This is a genomic window from Alsobacter sp. (assembly GCF_059501845.1).
Genome location: NZ_JCACDK010000017.1, coordinates 168,045 through 183,289 on the forward strand (window position 1 = coordinate 168,045; position 15,245 = coordinate 183,289).

Genomic DNA, 15,245 nt, shown 5'->3' on the forward strand with positions numbered 1-15,245 from the left:
TAGGCGGGGCACACGGTTGCAGCAAGGAAAGCAGGCTTGATCGGCACCGTCGGGTCCCCCGGCGGTTGGAGGTGTGAATCGTCGATAACGGATCCAATCAAATTGCTTCTTGCAAATTCTAGTCGAATTGACCCTTTAGGTGTACCCTGCATGGGTCGGAAGGTAGTGGTCGCCCATTGCTCTCCGAGGGAGCCAGTGCGTGATGCGTCGAGTAGGGTCACTGCGCGGTTCGTCCGTGGTTGCGGACGTGTCTGCCGTGCCGGCCAGCGGGCCAGCAGGACGGGAGTGCATTGCGCTCGCCGGGTTCGGCGTTTCACGACAAATCGGTTCATCCCATCAACCGGTTGTTGACCCACGCCGCGCCTATTCTGGTGCTGCGGGAGCAGGGACATCTTCCATCGGCCAGACTGCCAGCGGCGCAATCCTGCGGGGTTGGGGCGCCGCGAGGCGGACGTGTGCCGGGGAGGCGCGGCCTTGACGTCCTGGCTCGAGAGACGGAACGGGATGAACAGGAATCGCCTGGTCGGCTACGGCGTGCTCGCCGCGGCCGTGTTGGTCGCGGGCTTCGGCCTGCACTGGCTGATCTATGGCCGCTATGTCGAGAGCACCGACAACGCCTATGTCGAGGCTGACTCCTCGGTCGTGGCCCCCGAGATCGAGGGCTATGTCGAGATGGTCCGCGTCGCCGACCACGAGGCCGTGAGGCAGGGCGATCCGCTGGTCGTCGTCGACGAGCGCAGCTACAGGGCGAAGCTGGAACAGGCCGAAAGCGCCGTTGCCTCGGCCCAGGCGGCGGTCACGGCCGCCGAAGCCGCCATCGCCAATCTCGACGCGCAGTTCACGCAGCAGCAGAACCTCGTCACGCAGGCCCGCGCGAGCCTGGACAGCACCAACGCCGACCTGCAGCGGGCCAAGCTGGACTTTGCCCGCTATAAGTCCCTCGCCGGCAGCGCCTGGGTGAGCCGCCAGCGCTTCGAGACGGCGGACGCGGACAATCGAAAGGCGGTCGCGGCGGTGGAGCGCGCAGCTGCCGCGCTGGAGTCCGAAACAAACAAGTTGCCGGTCATCGAGAGCGCCAAGCGCCAGGCGACGGCAAACGCCGCGCGGGCACGCGCCGACCTTGCGCAGGCACAGGCCGCCCGCGACCTCGCTCAACTCAACGTCGAGAAGACGATCATCCGCGCTCCGATCGACGGTGTGGTCGGCAACAGGCTGGTGCAGGTCGGACAATATGTCCGCCCTGGGACGCAGCTTCTGACCGTGGTGCCGCTGCCGCAGGTCTACGTCACTGCCAACTTCAAGGAGACGCAGCTCGAGGGCATGCGGGTCGGCCAGCCGGTCGAGATCAAGATCGACGCCTTCCCGGGCCAGACGCTCGACGGCGAGATCGAGAGCTTCGCTCCGGGGACGGGTTCCAAGTTTGCCCTGCTCCCCACGGAGAACGCCACGGGCAACTTCACCAAGATCGTGCAGCGCGTGCCGGTTCGCATCCGGCTGGTGAGCCCGGCCGATGCTCGGCCCGCCATCATGCCAGGCCTCTCTGCCGTCGTTTCCGTCGACACCAAGCATCCCGGAACCGCCACCGGCACGGCACGCGCCAAGGCGCGCTCGTCCATGGCATCGGCCGGCGCCGGAACAGGGCAGAACTGACGGGAATGCCGGGACTGGCGGCGAGCCTCCTGACGGCCCTGGCCCTGCCCGGGGAGCGCCTCCGCAATGCAGCCCGGACGGCGCGCGCCTCCTCCGCTCGCCCGTCCTCCGCGACAGGGGCCGACAGGGGAGCCATGATCGGCTTCCTCGCCATGAGCCTCGGCATGTTCATGGCGCTCCTCGACATCCAGATCGTGGCCGCCTCCCTCTCGGAGATCCGGGCCGGTCTCGGCGCCACGCATGACGAGATCACGTGGATCCAGACGTCCTACCTCGTTGCCGAGATCGCCATCATCCCGATCTCGGGCTTCCTGGCGCGCGTCTTCACGATGCGCTGGGTGTTCACGACCTCGGCGGTCCTGTTCACGATCAGCAGCGTGGCCTGCGGACTGGCCTGGGACCTCGAATCCATGGTGGTGTTCCGCGCCATCCAGGGCATCACCGGCGGCGCCATGATCCCGCTGGCCTTTGCGGCGGGAATGACGACCGGACCGGGACGCAGCAGCGTGGTGAGCACGGCGGTGCTGGGCGCGACGGCCACGCTGGCGCCGACGCTGGGCCCCACCGTCGGCGGCTGGATCACGCAGACCTGGTCGTGGCACTGGCTGTTCTTCCTCAACGTCGTGCCGGGCGTGATCGTGGCGATCCTCGTCCCGGCCTTCGTTGCTCGGGACCAGCCGCAGCTGACGCTCCTGAAGCGTTTCGACGTCGTGTCCGTCATCGCCGTGATGGCGTGCGTGGGCTCGCTGCAGTTCGTGCTGGAAGAAGGCTCGCGCAAGGAGTGGTTCGACAGCAGCCTGATCACGCTGCTGAGCGCGCTGGCGGTCGTGGCCCTCGTGGTGGTCGTCTGGCGCGGCCTCACGCACGCGCAGCCGGTCCTCGACCTGCGCGCCTTCGGCAACCGCAACTTCACGCTTGGCTGCCTCTTTTCCTTCGTGTGCGGCATCGGCCTGTACGGCTCGATCTACATCGTCCCGGCCTTCCTCGCCCGCGTGCGCGGGTGGGACGCGCTGCAGATCGGCGAGACCGTCTTCGTCACCGGCGTCTTCCAGGTGCTGACGACGCCCCTCGTCGCCGTCCTGGCGAGGCGGTTCGACCAGCGCCTGCTGCTCGCGCTCGGCCTCTTCCTCTACGGCATGGCGCTGGCCGCGATGTCCCGCGTCACGCCGGAATGGGGAGCCGAGCAGTTCTTCTGGCCGCTGGCGACGCGCGGCGTGGGATCGATGTTCATCATCATCCCGATCACCAACATCGCGCTCGGCGCGCTTGCGCCCGACCGGGTGCCCGTGGCGAGCGGCCTCTACAATCTGATGCGCAATCTCGGCGGAGCCGTGGGCATCGCCACGATCGGCATCATCCTGCAGGACCAGGAGCGGCTGCACGCGGCCCGCTTCATGGAGGCCGTCGCAGACCCCGGCGCGAGGGCCGACGTGATGGACCGGCTGAGCCAGCATATCGGGACACTCATCGTCGATCCCGACCGGGCAGCCATCGCCGCCACGAAGATCCTCGACAGTGCAGTTCAGCGGGAGGCGCTCACCATGGCGTTCTCCGACGCGCTGGTGGCCATGGCCGCGCCCTTCTTCTTCAGTCTGCTGCTGATCCCGCTGACCCGGAAGTCACGGGCGGCCTGACCGCGGGGCGAGCAAACGCGTCTTGGGACGCTCTCTTTGGAAGTGGCCGGGACGAACCGCAAGCGCGCATGCGGCTTCAAGGCGCGCCACGCGAGCAGGATGGCGAAGAAGCGCGGGTCTGGATACCCGCGCGTCCCGATCAGGTCAGGGCTTGCGCACGATCGGCATGGCCACCGGGACCGGCTTGGCCGGATCGTCCCAACGATAGCGCAGCGAGGCCGAAACGATGTTTACGCTGTTGTCTGCGTTGGCGACCATCGGAGGGATGAGCGGGCTAGCCGAGGGGTTCCCTGAGACCAGCCTGATCGGTGTGTCGCCGGAGAACAGGTGCGCATAGGCAAGGTCGAGCGTGAGCTTCTCGTTCCACTTGTAGCTGACGCCGAGCGTGGTCCAGATGCGGTTGTTGTCAGGTAGGCGCGTAGTCCGCACGGCCGTGCGGACCGGCGAGATCTCGTAGCCGACGCCTGCGCGGACGGTCCATTGCGGGTCGATCGCGTACTCGCCACCGACTGAGAAGAACCAGCTGTCGCGATAGTCCAGATTCAGCACCGGCTGGGCAGCGTAAGGCTGGCCGGTCGTCTCGTCGATGACGCGCGGATATTTGAGGCGGCTCCAGTTCGTCCACTCGACGCCCGCATTGAGTGTGAACTGTTCGCCGAGCTTCTGCGACACGCCGAGCGTCGCGGTTTCCGGAAGCATCACGTTCATACGAACCGGGCGCGTCGGTACAGCCAACGCAAGGGGACCAGGCAACCCGTTGAAGGAGCCACGGATATCCTGCTGGACAGCGGACCGGAAACCGAGGCCGATCGTCGTTCCTGCCACGGGGGTCACGGTGGCACCGAGGGTGTAGCCGACTCCCCAGCTGTCTCCGTCAGGCCCGGCCGTGTACCAATCCACAGGGTTGGCCGAAGGCGCGAACGGGTTTGGGACGGCTGCGGTGTAACGAGCCTTGAAGTACTCGACCTGCAGCCCGGCGCCGACGGACAGCCAGTCGTTGATCTTGTAGGCAACCGTCGGCGTGACCTCGAGCGAGGAAACATGCGTCGTGGAGCCGTAAAGGCGCCCGGTCCAATCCGCGTTCGGCTTCGTCGTCAGGCCGTAGGGCACGTTCATCGACAGGCCGAGCCAGAGCTGGTCGTTGACCTGGTAGCTGCCGTAGAAGGAGGGCAGCACCACGGTCTCCAGCAGCTCGCCGCTGGTCGTGTTCAGGAAGAGCGGGCTGGACCCGGCGCCGGGCGTGATCTTGGACGAGGGCGCGATGAGCGCGAAATCCAAATCGGTCTGGATTCCAGGGATACCCGTCATGGTGGCCGGGTTCCAGAACATCGAGCTGACGCCGGCCGAACCCGCGGCAACGCCGCCGAACGCCTGGCCGAGACCCGTCGTGCTCTGCTCGCGCAGGGCGAAGCCGCCTGCAATTGCTGTCGAGGCGAGAAGAGATACCCCGAGCGCGGTCACCGCTGGAACGGTACACAGATTCATCCGACGCAGCTTCAAGGTCGTCCTCCCACGACGCGCCCGCTGCACAAAGTTTTCGGGCCTTCGACGAGAGATAACTCGAAAAAGTTAAGTGAGAGTAATAGCGATATATCAAGTGAGAAGATTTGCGACAATTGTTCGACGCTTAGCGAATGTTAGGCGCGGTACATCCTCGAGCGCTCATGCCGGAACCTGTCCGGTTTCGCCCGGCACGGGTTAGCGCTGTAGTGCTCAGCGCCCAGTTGTGCTCGCGTCTTTCAACGGTTGGCATCTGGTAGAGCATCCGTCGCCAGTTCACGGACTTCGTGGGGAACGCGGAGCAAGGCAAAGCACAAAACACCGGGCCGCCGCGCCGGCCGCGTCGGTGTCACAGGTCCCAAACCGTGAGTTCCACGAGTTTTCCGAACATGGCGTCATCGTCAACGGTCACGCTCGGGTGGTATCGGGACGGTCCCGGTTCCTATTCAAACGCGTGGCCTGGCTGGCATCGATTTCGGCCCGCGTTCCAAGTCAACACTCAGTAACGTTACTCATTTCTGAGGGACGAGATTTACGTTTCTGGAAATTTCGCCTGCTAGTTTCGCCCGAATGCGGAGCGGACTTTGATGGGTGCAATGTCGAAACTTGCCTCGCCCGGGAAGGCGCTCTTGGAGCGCCTCCGGGGACGGCCGGACTTCGAGCACGAGATCCACATCAACCGGCTCGTCTTCTCATCCGTGGTGACTCTCTACCTGGTTATCGCCACGCTGCTCGGGTTCGAGTTCGACCGGCAGGTTCTGCAGTGGACCGCCGCCGGAATTGTCTTCTACTACGTCGCTACCGTTCTGCTTCTCAGCCACCTGTTGGTCTATCCAGGTGTTTCGCCGATACGGCGTGTCTGCGGCATCGTTCTCGACATGGGCATCCTGTCGTTTGGCCTCGCGGCTGGCGATGGATCGACCGCCCTTCTCTATCCCATCTATCTCTGGGCGATCTTCGGAAACGGCTTCCGGTTCGGCACGACATACCTGTTCATCTGCGCCGGGTGCGGCGTGGTGGGCTTCACCGTGGCCATCGTCATCACGCCCTTCTGGCGGGACCACCCCGCCCTGTCGGGCGGGCTGCTGCTGGCACTGATCATCCTGCCCGCCTACGTGTCCGTCCTCATTCGCAAATTGAACGACGCCCTTCGACAGGCCGAGGAGGCCAGCCGTGCCAAGAGCCTCTTTCTTGCCAGCGTCAGCCATGAGCTGCGCACGCCGCTGAATGCCGTCATCGGATTCAGCGAGTTGCTGGAGGATACGGGCCCAGCGCCCTCGCAGCTGGAGATGATCAGAACCATCGGTGCCGCCGGACGCTCGCTGCTCGGCCTCATCAACACGCTGCTCGACTTTGCGCGCATCGAAGCCGGGCAGATGCCGCTGCAGACGGCGCAGTTCGATCTGCATGCGCTTCTGCGCGAGGTGCGGCGCATGATCTTCGTCGGCGCGCGCGAAAAGGGTGTGCGCGTCGCAGTCTTCGTGGCCTCCGACATTCCCGCAGAATGGGTCGGCCCCGAGCGCGACCTGCGCGAGATCCTCACGAACCTGGCGGGCAATGCGCTGAAGTTCACCGCGCGAGGGCACGTCAGCCTGTCGGTCCGCTTCTCCGGGGACAAGCTTCTGTTCGAGATCGAGGACACCGGCATAGGTATCGCGCCCGAGGCACAGCAGCGCATTTTCGAGCGTTTCACCCAAGCGGACGAGACCATCGTCGACCGTTTCGGCGGGACCGGACTCGGGCTCAGCATCGTCCAGCAGCTCGTGGCGCGGAATGGCGGGCGCATCTCGGTGCGCTCCGAGGTCGGGAAGGGGTCGACCTTTTGGTTCGAGCTGGCACTCGCAAGGCCTGCTACATCTGCCGAGATCTCCCCGCCGCCGAGCATGGTGCTTGTAAGGACCGGCGACCGCTCGCTGGTCGAGAGCCTTCGCGGCCTGTCGCTCGCTCCGACCGTCATCACGCAGCCGTATGAGATCCCGCATGTAGAAGGGCTGCGTCAGGTCGTCATCATCGACGCACGTGAGCCGGGTTGGGAGGAATTCGCTCTGGAGGCCGGATCGGTCCTTACGGTTGACCAGCCGCCCCTGGTTTTGCTCGGCGCCGGTCCCGACGCGATCGCATCTGCCGAACGATCCCGCTTTGTCACGACACTGTCGCTGCCGCTCTCGGAGCAAAGCTTGTCGGCGGCGTTCGCCATTGCCGCGCCTGCCACGGCCCGCAGCAGCTCGGCTTCAGGGGCGGCGACCTCGGGCCGGTCCCTGCGCATCCTTGTGGCGGAGGATAACCTCGTCAACAAGAAGCTGGTGGCGAGAATGCTTGAGGTGGCGAACCACAGGGTCGTCACGGTCTCGAACGGCGAAGAGGCTCTCCACGCGCTGGCCGACGAGAGCTTCGACATCGCTCTCCTCGACGTGAACATGCCCGTGATGAACGGTCTCGACGCCGCGCGGCTGTATCGGTTCTCCGGTGACCCGTCGACCCTCGTACCCATCGTGGCACTGACGGCAGACGCAACCCCGGAGATGGAAGAAAAGTGCGCGGAAGCCGGCATGTTGGCCCGCGTGACAAAGCCGATCAACAGGGCGGAACTCCTGCACACGATCGACACCTTCGCCAGGACCGGGCGACTCGAGGTCGAGGCCCCGGCGGAGCGAGTTCCGATCGACATGTCGAGCTATCAAATCACCAACGCGGAAACGCAGGCGGCAATTGTCGATCTCGGTGGCGAGGAATTCCTGCGCATGTTGCTGGTCGACTTCGTCTCCTCGGCGACGACGACTGCGCACGAATTGCGTGCGCTCACCGAGAGCGATGACCAGCCCGGAATCCGGCGTGCCACCCATTCGCTGTCGAGCTCGGCCGGCAATGTCGGCGCCGAGCGGATCTACCGCATTTGCGAAGCTTGGCTCAACATCCCGACCCACGACCAGCAGGAGGCCCGGCGGCTGGTCAATGAGATAGCGAGGGAGTTGGCCGCCTTCCGCGAGGAGCACGCCATCCGCGTGGTCGCCCTACGGGCGGTGAGCTGACGGCCTCCCCTCAGGCACCGCGCCACACTTCCCTCGCCCTGCGGCGCTTCTGCGCCATCGCAAGGTGCTGCATGCGGCGCAGGTCGTTGTCCTCGAGCTTCAGCGCGGTATCGACCCAGCGGTCGGCGATGTACTCCAGCTCGTCCCAGGTGATGTTCGAAACGAACTTGCGAACCCCGTATACTGCCTGCTGCGCGCGGAAGGTGCGTTCGTGTGCGGAGATGTAGGATTCGACCGCGACCTGCCCGGTGCCTTCATCCACCACCCTGTCGATGACTCCCAGATCAAGCAGCTCCTCGGCAGTATAGATTTTGCCGCTGAGGATCATCTTTTCCGCAATACGCGGACCCACGCGCCGCGAGAGAAGGCTGTAGGCGCCCATTCCCGGGAACAGGTTGAACAGGATCTCGGGGAGGCCGAATCGCGCCTGCCGCTCGGCGATAACGACGTCGAATGACAACGCGGCCTCGAACCCCCCGCCGAGCGCGTCCCCTTGTACGAGGGCGATCGAGACGATCGGAGGATCCTGCGCGAGATTGAGGTGGATAGCCTCGATGCAGGCATGCGCGTACTGGCGGAGCCTGTCGCGGTTTCCGAGCCGGATCAGCTCCGCAAAGTAGTTCAGGTCTCCCCCGAGGTTAAAGACACCGGGGATGCGCGATCCCAACACCCAGAACCGGGCCCGCTGTTCTTCCGGGCAGGCCAGCAGATGCCGTGTCACCAGGCGGCGGAGTTCGGTAATCTCCCGCAGGAGCAACGGGCTGAAATGCGACTCCGCCTTGCTGCGGATGAAGGCCCACAGCGTGTGTGTGCCAGGCTGCATGCCGACGTCGATTTCAGACAGCTCGTTCTCTGAGAAACCGAGCGAACCGGGTTTCGCGGCGAGGCTTCCGATCGTCAGGACACGCAAATTGTCCGCCGCCGGCTTTGCATCCCGCCTCAGATCGACCATCACGCACTCCAGCAAATTCGCTACGCAACATGACTAACAAATACTTACCTGAACCGGGTCAAAATTGCGGCGACATGGTTAATTTGTGAGAGAACAGCGGTTTAGCAGCAGGAAGCCGAAGTATTAATCTCCGGCTTTATGTTAAATTAACAAAAGATTAACGAGAAGAAACCTTGAAATACAGGACTGGACGCCATGCGCGGCAAGGAAATTTTGGGTGGAGGGATCCCGGGGCCGGTTCCGGGCAGCCCTCCGCCATAGGCCAAGGGAGCGGTTGTCGCGGGTCTATTCGGCCGCGATCCGCTGGCCTCCGCGAGCCATGCGCGGGTCGCGATGCAGCTTCCCGTCCTTCATGATTATGGCGAAATGGCCGGGTCCGACGAGAACGGACAGGTCCTTCAGCGGATTCATGTCGACGAGCAGCAGATCGGCCAGGGCGCCCTCCCTGATGACGCCGAGTTCGCCTTCATGCCCCATCAGGGCGCCGCCGACAGCAGTGGCACAACGTAACGCTTCCGCTGGCGTGTAGCCGAAGAACTTGACGAAGTGCCCGATGTCCCGGGCGTTCTGGCCCATCGGAGTGAGGGTGAAGCCGTAGTCTCCGCCCACCACGACACGAAGCCCGCGCTTTCGCATCTGCTCGTAGACGCGGCAGGTCGCTTCCAGCTTGCGCGGCAAGCCCATGCGCTCCACCACCTCGCGCGACATGCCGACCCGGTCGTGTTCAAAGACGGCGTTGTGGACGAGGCCGAAGGCCGGGCCGACGAAGATCCGGTCCTTGACCCCCTCCAGCATGTCCAGCGCTTCCTCGTCGGCGAAGTCGCAGTGGTAGATGCAGTCGACGCCGTTGCGCACCGCCCGCTTCACTGATTCCGCCGCACGGGAGTGGCAGGCGACCCGTTTGCCCCACTCGTGGGCGACCTCGACGGCCGTGGCGACCTCGATCTCGCTCATCGAGGTCACCTCGGCACGCGCGTGCCCGACGAACTCGTCGCCGGAGATGTTGATCTTGATGTTGTCGACGCCCTCCCGGATGCAGGTCCGCACCACACGCCTGATCTCGTCCGGCCCGTCTGCGATGGCACCGAAGCTCTCCGCATGCATGTGCAGCTTGCGCTCGTCGCCAAGCCCGCCGGTCACCGTGATCTCGGGGCCTGCGGCCTTGTAGCGCGGGCCGGCGAGGTGACCGTCCTCGATCTCCTGGCGCACCACCACGTCGAGCCGCATCTTGGCGGACGCGGCGGAGTAGGCACTGGTGAAGCCATGGTCGAGGATGAACGTCGCATTGCGGCAGGTCCGCAGCAGATGCTCCTCGATGGGGATCTCGCCAAGGTCCTGGTTGCGCGCGATGCCGACGAAGGAGAGGTGGCAGTGTCCCTCGACCATGCCGGGCATCAGAAACATGCCGCCGCCGTCGATCGTCTCCGCCGCCGCCTCGCGCGGAATCTGCCCGGGGCCGCACGCGACCGCCTTGATCCGGTTGCCCTGGACCAGAACCTCGCCCGGATAGGGCTCGTCGTTGACGCCGTCCCAGACGACGACGTTTCGCAGCAGCAATGCGGTCATGGCGTCTCCTCCGTGCGGCCGTTCCGGTGTGCCGGTTCGTGCCGGCCTTGCAGGCCGCCGTGGGGCGAAGGATACGAGAAGGACAGGTGGCCGCAAGCCGAAGCGGAGCGGCGTCGTCAGCCGGGCAGCGAGTCCCACGCGGCCAGCGCCTTGCCAGCATAGACCGAGCCGGGCCCACCGCCCATCTCCACGCACACCGCCAGTGCTTCCGCCAGTTCCTCGCGTGACGCGCCGTGCTGACGCGCATTGGAGACGTGGAAGAGGATACAGTCCGTGCAACCCTCATTCACCGCGATGGCGAGAGCGATCAGTTCCTTGATCCTCGCCGGAAGCGCCCCGTCCTTGCCCGCCTCGATCATCATGGTGCGGAAGCCGCCCAGCGGGCCCGGCGCCGCTTTCGACAGGGCGGAGAAGCGGGCGTTCATGGCCTTGAGCTCGGCGACCGGATCGTCTGCCATCCTGTTCCTCCCTTGGCCGGACCGTCCGGCGGGGCACTCTGCCCCTCCTCTGCTCGACCGGGCAAGCTGAGCGGCGAGGCTCAGATGTGGAACATCAGGGACCCGGCGTCCCTCTCCGTCAGCGCCCGCATCTCGGCGAGGGTGCGCTGGTCCAGCACCGCGGACATGGCATCTCGGACCTGCACCATGATCTGCCGCACGCCGCAGCGCTCGATGTCGTCGCAGTCGTCACAGGGGCGGAACGCCGTGCGGCTGGCGCACTGGATAGGTGCGAGCGGACCGTCCAGGACGCGGATGACATGGCCAACCCGGATGTCCGCGGCCGGGCGCGCCAGCGTGTAGCCACCGCCCGGCCCCTTCCGGCTGTGCACGAAACCGGCGTTCCTGAGTTCGCCGAGAATCGCGTCGAGGAACTTCTTGGGGATGGCGTTGATCTCGGCGATGTCGCTCACCAGCACGGGCTTTCCCTGCGGCGCGCCAGCGAGGTGGACCAGCGCCTTCAGTCCGTACTTGGCCTTGTTGGTGAGCATTGCCGCAGGTCTCGCGGGAAAGGGGATCTCCCGACGATCCAGATAATCACGCGCGCTGATAGAATAAAGGGATAACAGCCATCTACCCACCCAAGGCTTGGCCGAGGTCGGCGACGAGATCACGCGGATCTTCGATCCCGCAGGACAGGCGGACCAACCCGTCCGTGATCCCGACTGCGAGCCGTTGCTCCCGGGGAATGGACGCGTGGGTCATGATCGCGGGATGCTCGATCAGGCTTTCGACCCCGCCGAGGCTTTCCGCCAGCGTGAAGATCTGCACGCGCTCCAGGAAGCGCCGCGCCGCCGCTTCGCCGCCAGCGATCTCGGCCGCCACGATGCCGCCGAATGCGCGCATCTGCCGCCGCGCGAGATCGTGCTGCCCATGGCTGGGAAGGCCGGGATAGATGACCCGTTCGACGCCGGCGTGCTGGTCGAGGTACTGCGCCACAGCCAGCGCGTTCGCGCAGTGGCGCTCCATCCGCAGCGCCAGCGTCTTCAGCCCGCGCAGGGCGAGGAAGGAGTCGAACGGCCCCTGGATGGCGCCCACGGCGTTCTGCAGGAAAGCGAGCTTCTCCGCCCACTCCGTGTTCTGGCCGACGACGACGATGCCGCCCACCATGTCGGAATGGCCGTTCAGGTACTTCGTGGTCGAGTGGACCACGAGATCGATGCCGTGCTCGATGGGACGCTGCACCCATGGGCTCGCGAAGGTGTTGTCGGCCACCGTGACGATGCCGCGCGACTTCGCCAGCCTGGCGATACCCTCGAGGTCGGCGAGCTTCAGGAGCGGGTTGGTGGGGGTCTCGATCCAGATCAGCCGGGTCTGCGGCGTGATGGCGGCTTCAACCGCGTCGAGCCGGGACAGGTCGGCATAGGTGGCCTTGAGACCGGCCGAGCGGCTGCGCACGCGCTCGAAAAGCCTGTAGCTGCCACCATAGAGGTCGTCGGACGCGACGATATGCGATCCGGAATCGAGGCCGTCAAGGATGGTGGCGATGGCAGCGAGCCCGGACGCGAACGCGAAGGCCCGCGTCCCGCTCTCCAGGTCGGCGATGCAGCGCTCCAGCGCGAAGCGGGTCGGGTTCTGCGAGCGGGCATATTCGAAGCCCTTGTGCACGCCCGGGCTCTGCTGGACATAGGTCGACGTGGCGTAGATCGGCACCATCACCGCGCCGGTCGTGGGATCGGGCGACTGCCCGCCATGGATCACGCGGGTGTCGAAGCCGAGCCGGTTGGGATGGCCGTGATGGTCGCTCATGCGCGCCTCAGATGGTTGATCAGGTCGACCCGCGTGACGAGGCCGAGGAAGCGGTTCTTGTCCAGCACGATGGGGACAAGATTCTCGGAGAACAGCGGCAGAAGGCTGTCGAGAGGGGCATCGGCCTCGACGGTCCTCAGGGCCGTGCTCATCACGGTGGAAACGGGGCTGTCGAAGCGCAGGCCAGAGTCCGGCGCGACGAGAGCCCGCAGCACGTCGCTCTCGTCGACCATACCGACGACCCTGTCGCCTTCCAGCACAGGAACCTGCGACACGTCCGCCGCCCGCATGCGCCCGACCGCTGTCTGCAGGCTGTCGCCCGGTCCAACGGAGACGACCTCTCCCGAGTCGAGGTCGCGGACGATGAGGTCGGAAACCGTGCCGGAGCGGACGCGTTCGAGCAGCCCCTCCTGGATCATCCAGCTGTCGTTGTAGACCTTGGACAGGTACTTGGCGCCGGTGTCGCAGACGAAGGTGGCGACCCGCTTCGGGCTGGTCTGTTCGCGGCACCAGCGCAGGGCCGTCGCGAGCAGCGTGCCGGAGGACGAGCCGGCCAGGATTCCCTCCTTGAGCAGCAGGTCGCGGGAGGCCGCGAAGCTCTCCGAATCGGGGATCGTGTAGGCCTTGGAGATGAGCGACAGGTCCGCATTGGGCGGCACGAAATCCTCGCCGATACCCTCGACGGCCCAGCTCCCGGGCTCGTCATGCGTCCCGGTCTCGACCAGCGGCGCGAGGATCGAGCCGGCCGGATCGGCCAGGACCATCTGCGTCTTGGGCGACGCCTTCCGGAAGTACCGCCCGAGCCCGGTGAGCGTGCCTCCCGAGCCGACACCGACGACAAAGGCGTCGAGGTCGCCCTGCATCTGCTCGAGGATCTCGGGCCCCGTCGTCGTTTCGTGCGCCAGCGGGTTTGCCGGGTTGCCGAACTGGTTGACGTAGAGGGAGTTCGGCGTCTCCGCCGCGATCCGCTCGGCCATGTCCTGGTAGTAGGCGGGGTCGCCCTTGACGACGTCCGTGCGGGTGATGCGGACGTCGGCTCCCAGCGCGCGCAGGTGCAGGATCTTTTCGCGCGCCATCTTGTCGGGGACGACGAGCACGACGTTGTAGCCCTTGATCTTTCCGACCAGTGCAAGGCCCAGCCCCGTATTGCCGGCCGTCGCCTCGATGATCGTGCCGCCGGGCGAGAGCGTGCCGTCGCGCTCGGCAGCGGCGATCATCGCGAGCGCGATCCTGTCCTTGATGGAGCCTCCCGGGTTCTGGCTCTCGAGCTTCAGGAAGAGGCGGCAGGGTCCCGTGTCGAAATGCTTGATCTCGACCAGCGGCGTGTTGCCGATGAGGTCGAGCACGGATGCGGCGGCTGGAGGAACCATCTGTCTTGCTCCCGGTCTGCGGCTGAAGCCAAACGCACGGCCGGCGCAGGGGTGCCCGCCTGGACCGGCTCAATCCTCCGACGAACGCCGGCCCGCGGCAATAAGACGGCTAATCCGGTCAAGAACAAGTTGATGATCATAGGGTCGGGCGAGGTCGGGACCCTTGTCGCAGAGGTCGGCCGCTTCCTTGGCTGCCTTGGCAGGAGATCCGGCGAGAATGACCTCCACTCCGGGCCCGGTCTCCCGGATCCGGCGCGCCAGGGAAAAACCGTCCAAGGTGCCGGGACACTCCGCATCCGCCAGAACAATGTCGATTCCGACGGTCTCATCGGCGACGAAGGTCAGGGCATCGTCGGACGTGGCAGCCTCGATGACTCGGTAGCCGCATTCCCGAAGATACTCGGCCAGCGCATGCCGGACGAGCACTTCGCCATCGACCAGCAGGATCGTGGCATCCGCCTTTGCCGTTCCGCCTTCGCTCACGGCCTGCGGTCCAGCACGCGATGGACCCGGCGCACCGCCTCTGGGATCATGTACGGCTTGGGCAGGATCGGCTCCGGGACCTCTGACGGACGTTCGACGAAATGGCCGGACGTCACGATGATGCCGATGTCGGGCCGGGTGCGCGAAACGACCCTGGCCAGGGTCAGGCCATCCATGGTGCCCGGCATGCGCACATCCGTGAAGAGCACGTCCACCTGCAACCCAGCCGCGAGCACGGCCAGTGCCTCCGCCGCATCGGCAGCCTCGATGACGGTGAAGCCTTCGTCACGGAAGCCCTCGGCCACGACCGTGCGGATCAGCGCCTCGTCCTCGACCAGAAGAATCGTGGCCGTCGCGGGGGAAGAGTCCGCCCGCGTCTCACGCTCGATCATCACCGCCCTCTTTGACTCCACGCGACATAACGCAAGCGGAGCCTTGGAGTTCCACGAAAACTGTCTGTCGTTTGGCCGCACCGGCACCCGGAACTGGGCGGTGCGCCGGGCGTTCTTCTGCGTCTTTGCAATCGACACACAGGAGAATGGCAATGGGCAGCACGACCGACCGCATCAAGGGTCTTGCGAATGAGGCCATGGGCAACACCAAGCAGGGCATCGGCGAGGTCATCGGCGACGCCAAGCTGAAGGCCGAGGGCAAGGCCCAGGAGGTCAAGGGCGAAGGCCAGCAGGCGATCGCCGACACCAAGGATACGGTGAAGGACACCGCCGACAGGGCGGCCGACGCCATCAACCGCAAGCTCTGAGAAGAGCGCTTGCCCCGCTGAAGGCGGGACAGGATTGAAGGGCGGGCCGGCACAC

Annotated in this window: 13 protein-coding genes; 4 read left to right on the forward strand and 9 right to left on the reverse strand. The window is 65.6% G+C overall.

What is annotated here, in order from left to right:
• Positions 1-504 precede the first annotated feature (504 nt).
• Together AC5JCN_RS14305 and AC5JCN_RS14310 are read left to right on the forward strand one after the other, a co-directional pair.
• Positions 505-1,650, forward strand: coding sequence for an HlyD family secretion protein (locus AC5JCN_RS14305; protein WP_495755741.1), 1,146 nt, complete (start codon positions 505-507; stop codon positions 1,648-1,650).
• A gap of 5 nt (positions 1,651-1,655) precedes the next feature.
• Positions 1,656-3,284 carry a DHA2 family efflux MFS transporter permease subunit gene (locus AC5JCN_RS14310; RefSeq protein ID WP_495755742.1) on the forward strand — a complete coding sequence of 543 codons (1,629 nt, stop codon included), beginning with the start codon at positions 1,656-1,658 and terminating at the stop codon, positions 3,282-3,284.
• Positions 3,285-3,428: 144 nt separating this feature from the next.
• On the opposite strand, the gene AC5JCN_RS14315 is transcribed toward AC5JCN_RS14310, so the two are convergent.
• On the reverse strand, positions 3,429-4,769 hold the full coding sequence (locus AC5JCN_RS14315; RefSeq protein WP_495755743.1) for an OmpP1/FadL family transporter: 1,341 nt from the start codon (positions 4,767-4,769) through the stop codon (positions 3,429-3,431).
• A 611-nt stretch (positions 4,770-5,380) separates the two neighbouring features.
• On the opposite strand from AC5JCN_RS14315, the gene AC5JCN_RS14320 reads away from it, so the two are divergent.
• On the forward strand, positions 5,381-7,813 hold the full coding sequence (locus AC5JCN_RS14320) for an ATP-binding protein (protein ID WP_495755744.1): 2,433 nt from the start codon (positions 5,381-5,383) through the stop codon (positions 7,811-7,813).
• A 10-nt stretch (positions 7,814-7,823) separates the two neighbouring features.
• Here the strand turns inward: AC5JCN_RS14320 and AC5JCN_RS14325 are convergent, their stop codons facing one another.
• The 8 genes from AC5JCN_RS14325 to AC5JCN_RS14360 form a co-directional block, all read right to left on the reverse strand.
• On the reverse strand, positions 7,824-8,765 hold the full coding sequence (locus AC5JCN_RS14325) for a crotonase/enoyl-CoA hydratase family protein (RefSeq protein ID WP_495755745.1): 942 nt from the start codon (positions 8,763-8,765) through the stop codon (positions 7,824-7,826).
• A gap of 285 nt (positions 8,766-9,050) precedes the next feature.
• Positions 9,051-10,331, reverse strand: a complete 1,281-nt coding sequence (locus AC5JCN_RS14330; RefSeq protein WP_495755746.1) for a metal-dependent hydrolase family protein — start codon at positions 10,329-10,331, stop codon at positions 9,051-9,053.
• A 116-nt stretch (positions 10,332-10,447) separates the two neighbouring features.
• Positions 10,448-10,789, reverse strand: a complete 342-nt coding sequence (locus AC5JCN_RS14335; protein WP_495755747.1) for a carboxymuconolactone decarboxylase family protein — start codon at positions 10,787-10,789, stop codon at positions 10,448-10,450.
• A gap of 80 nt (positions 10,790-10,869) precedes the next feature.
• On the reverse strand, positions 10,870-11,319 hold the full coding sequence (locus tag AC5JCN_RS14340) for an RrF2 family transcriptional regulator (protein WP_495755748.1): 450 nt from the start codon (positions 11,317-11,319) through the stop codon (positions 10,870-10,872).
• 82 nt (positions 11,320-11,401) lie between these two features.
• A complete protein-coding gene (locus AC5JCN_RS14345; protein WP_495755749.1) occupies positions 11,402-12,577 on the reverse strand; it encodes a cystathionine gamma-synthase in 1,176 nt (391 codons plus the stop codon).
• The gene (locus AC5JCN_RS14350; protein ID WP_495755750.1) at positions 12,574-13,947 is read right to left on the reverse strand and encodes a pyridoxal-phosphate dependent enzyme; all 1,374 of its coding nucleotides are present in this window, start codon (positions 13,945-13,947) and stop codon (positions 12,574-12,576) included. The genes AC5JCN_RS14345 and AC5JCN_RS14350 overlap by 4 nt, the downstream gene beginning before the upstream one ends.
• A gap of 69 nt (positions 13,948-14,016) precedes the next feature.
• Complete coding sequence (locus tag AC5JCN_RS14355) at positions 14,017-14,430, reverse strand: response regulator (protein ID WP_495755751.1); 414 nt, start codon at positions 14,428-14,430, stop codon at positions 14,017-14,019.
• A complete protein-coding gene (locus tag AC5JCN_RS14360; protein ID WP_495755752.1) occupies positions 14,427-14,822 on the reverse strand; it encodes a response regulator in 396 nt (131 codons plus the stop codon). The genes AC5JCN_RS14355 and AC5JCN_RS14360 overlap by 4 nt, the downstream gene beginning before the upstream one ends.
• 152 nt (positions 14,823-14,974) lie before the next feature.
• Between AC5JCN_RS14360 and AC5JCN_RS14365 the strand changes: the two genes are divergently transcribed.
• Entirely contained in the window at positions 14,975-15,190 is a 216-nt protein-coding gene (locus AC5JCN_RS14365; protein ID WP_495755753.1) for a CsbD family protein, read from the forward strand.
• The last annotated feature ends 55 nt before the right edge of the window (positions 15,191-15,245 follow it).

Coding starts and splice junctions, on each gene's coding strand:
- AC5JCN_RS14330 (WP_495755746.1), bottom strand. CDS start 10,331: ATGACCGCATTGCTGCTGCGAAACGTCGTCGTCTGGGACGGCGTCAAC.
- AC5JCN_RS14310 (WP_495755742.1), top strand. CDS start 1,656: ATGCCGGGACTGGCGGCGAGCCTCCTGACGGCCCTGGCCCTGCCCGGG.
- AC5JCN_RS14320 (WP_495755744.1), top strand. CDS start 5,381: ATGTCGAAACTTGCCTCGCCCGGGAAGGCGCTCTTGGAGCGCCTCCGG.
- AC5JCN_RS14360 (WP_495755752.1), bottom strand. CDS start 14,822: ATGATCGAGCGTGAGACGCGGGCGGACTCTTCCCCCGCGACGGCCACG.
- AC5JCN_RS14340 (WP_495755748.1), bottom strand. CDS start 11,319: ATGCTCACCAACAAGGCCAAGTACGGACTGAAGGCGCTGGTCCACCTC.
- AC5JCN_RS14350 (WP_495755750.1), bottom strand. CDS start 13,947: ATGGTTCCTCCAGCCGCCGCATCCGTGCTCGACCTCATCGGCAACACG.
- AC5JCN_RS14345 (WP_495755749.1), bottom strand. CDS start 12,577: ATGAGCGACCATCACGGCCATCCCAACCGGCTCGGCTTCGACACCCGC.
- AC5JCN_RS14305 (WP_495755741.1), top strand. CDS start 505: ATGAACAGGAATCGCCTGGTCGGCTACGGCGTGCTCGCCGCGGCCGTG.
- AC5JCN_RS14315 (WP_495755743.1), bottom strand. CDS start 4,769: ATGAATCTGTGTACCGTTCCAGCGGTGACCGCGCTCGGGGTATCTCTT.
- AC5JCN_RS14335 (WP_495755747.1), bottom strand. CDS start 10,789: ATGGCAGACGATCCGGTCGCCGAGCTCAAGGCCATGAACGCCCGCTTC.
- AC5JCN_RS14365 (WP_495755753.1), top strand. CDS start 14,975: ATGGGCAGCACGACCGACCGCATCAAGGGTCTTGCGAATGAGGCCATG.
- AC5JCN_RS14325 (WP_495755745.1), bottom strand. CDS start 8,765: ATGGTCGATCTGAGGCGGGATGCAAAGCCGGCGGCGGACAATTTGCGT.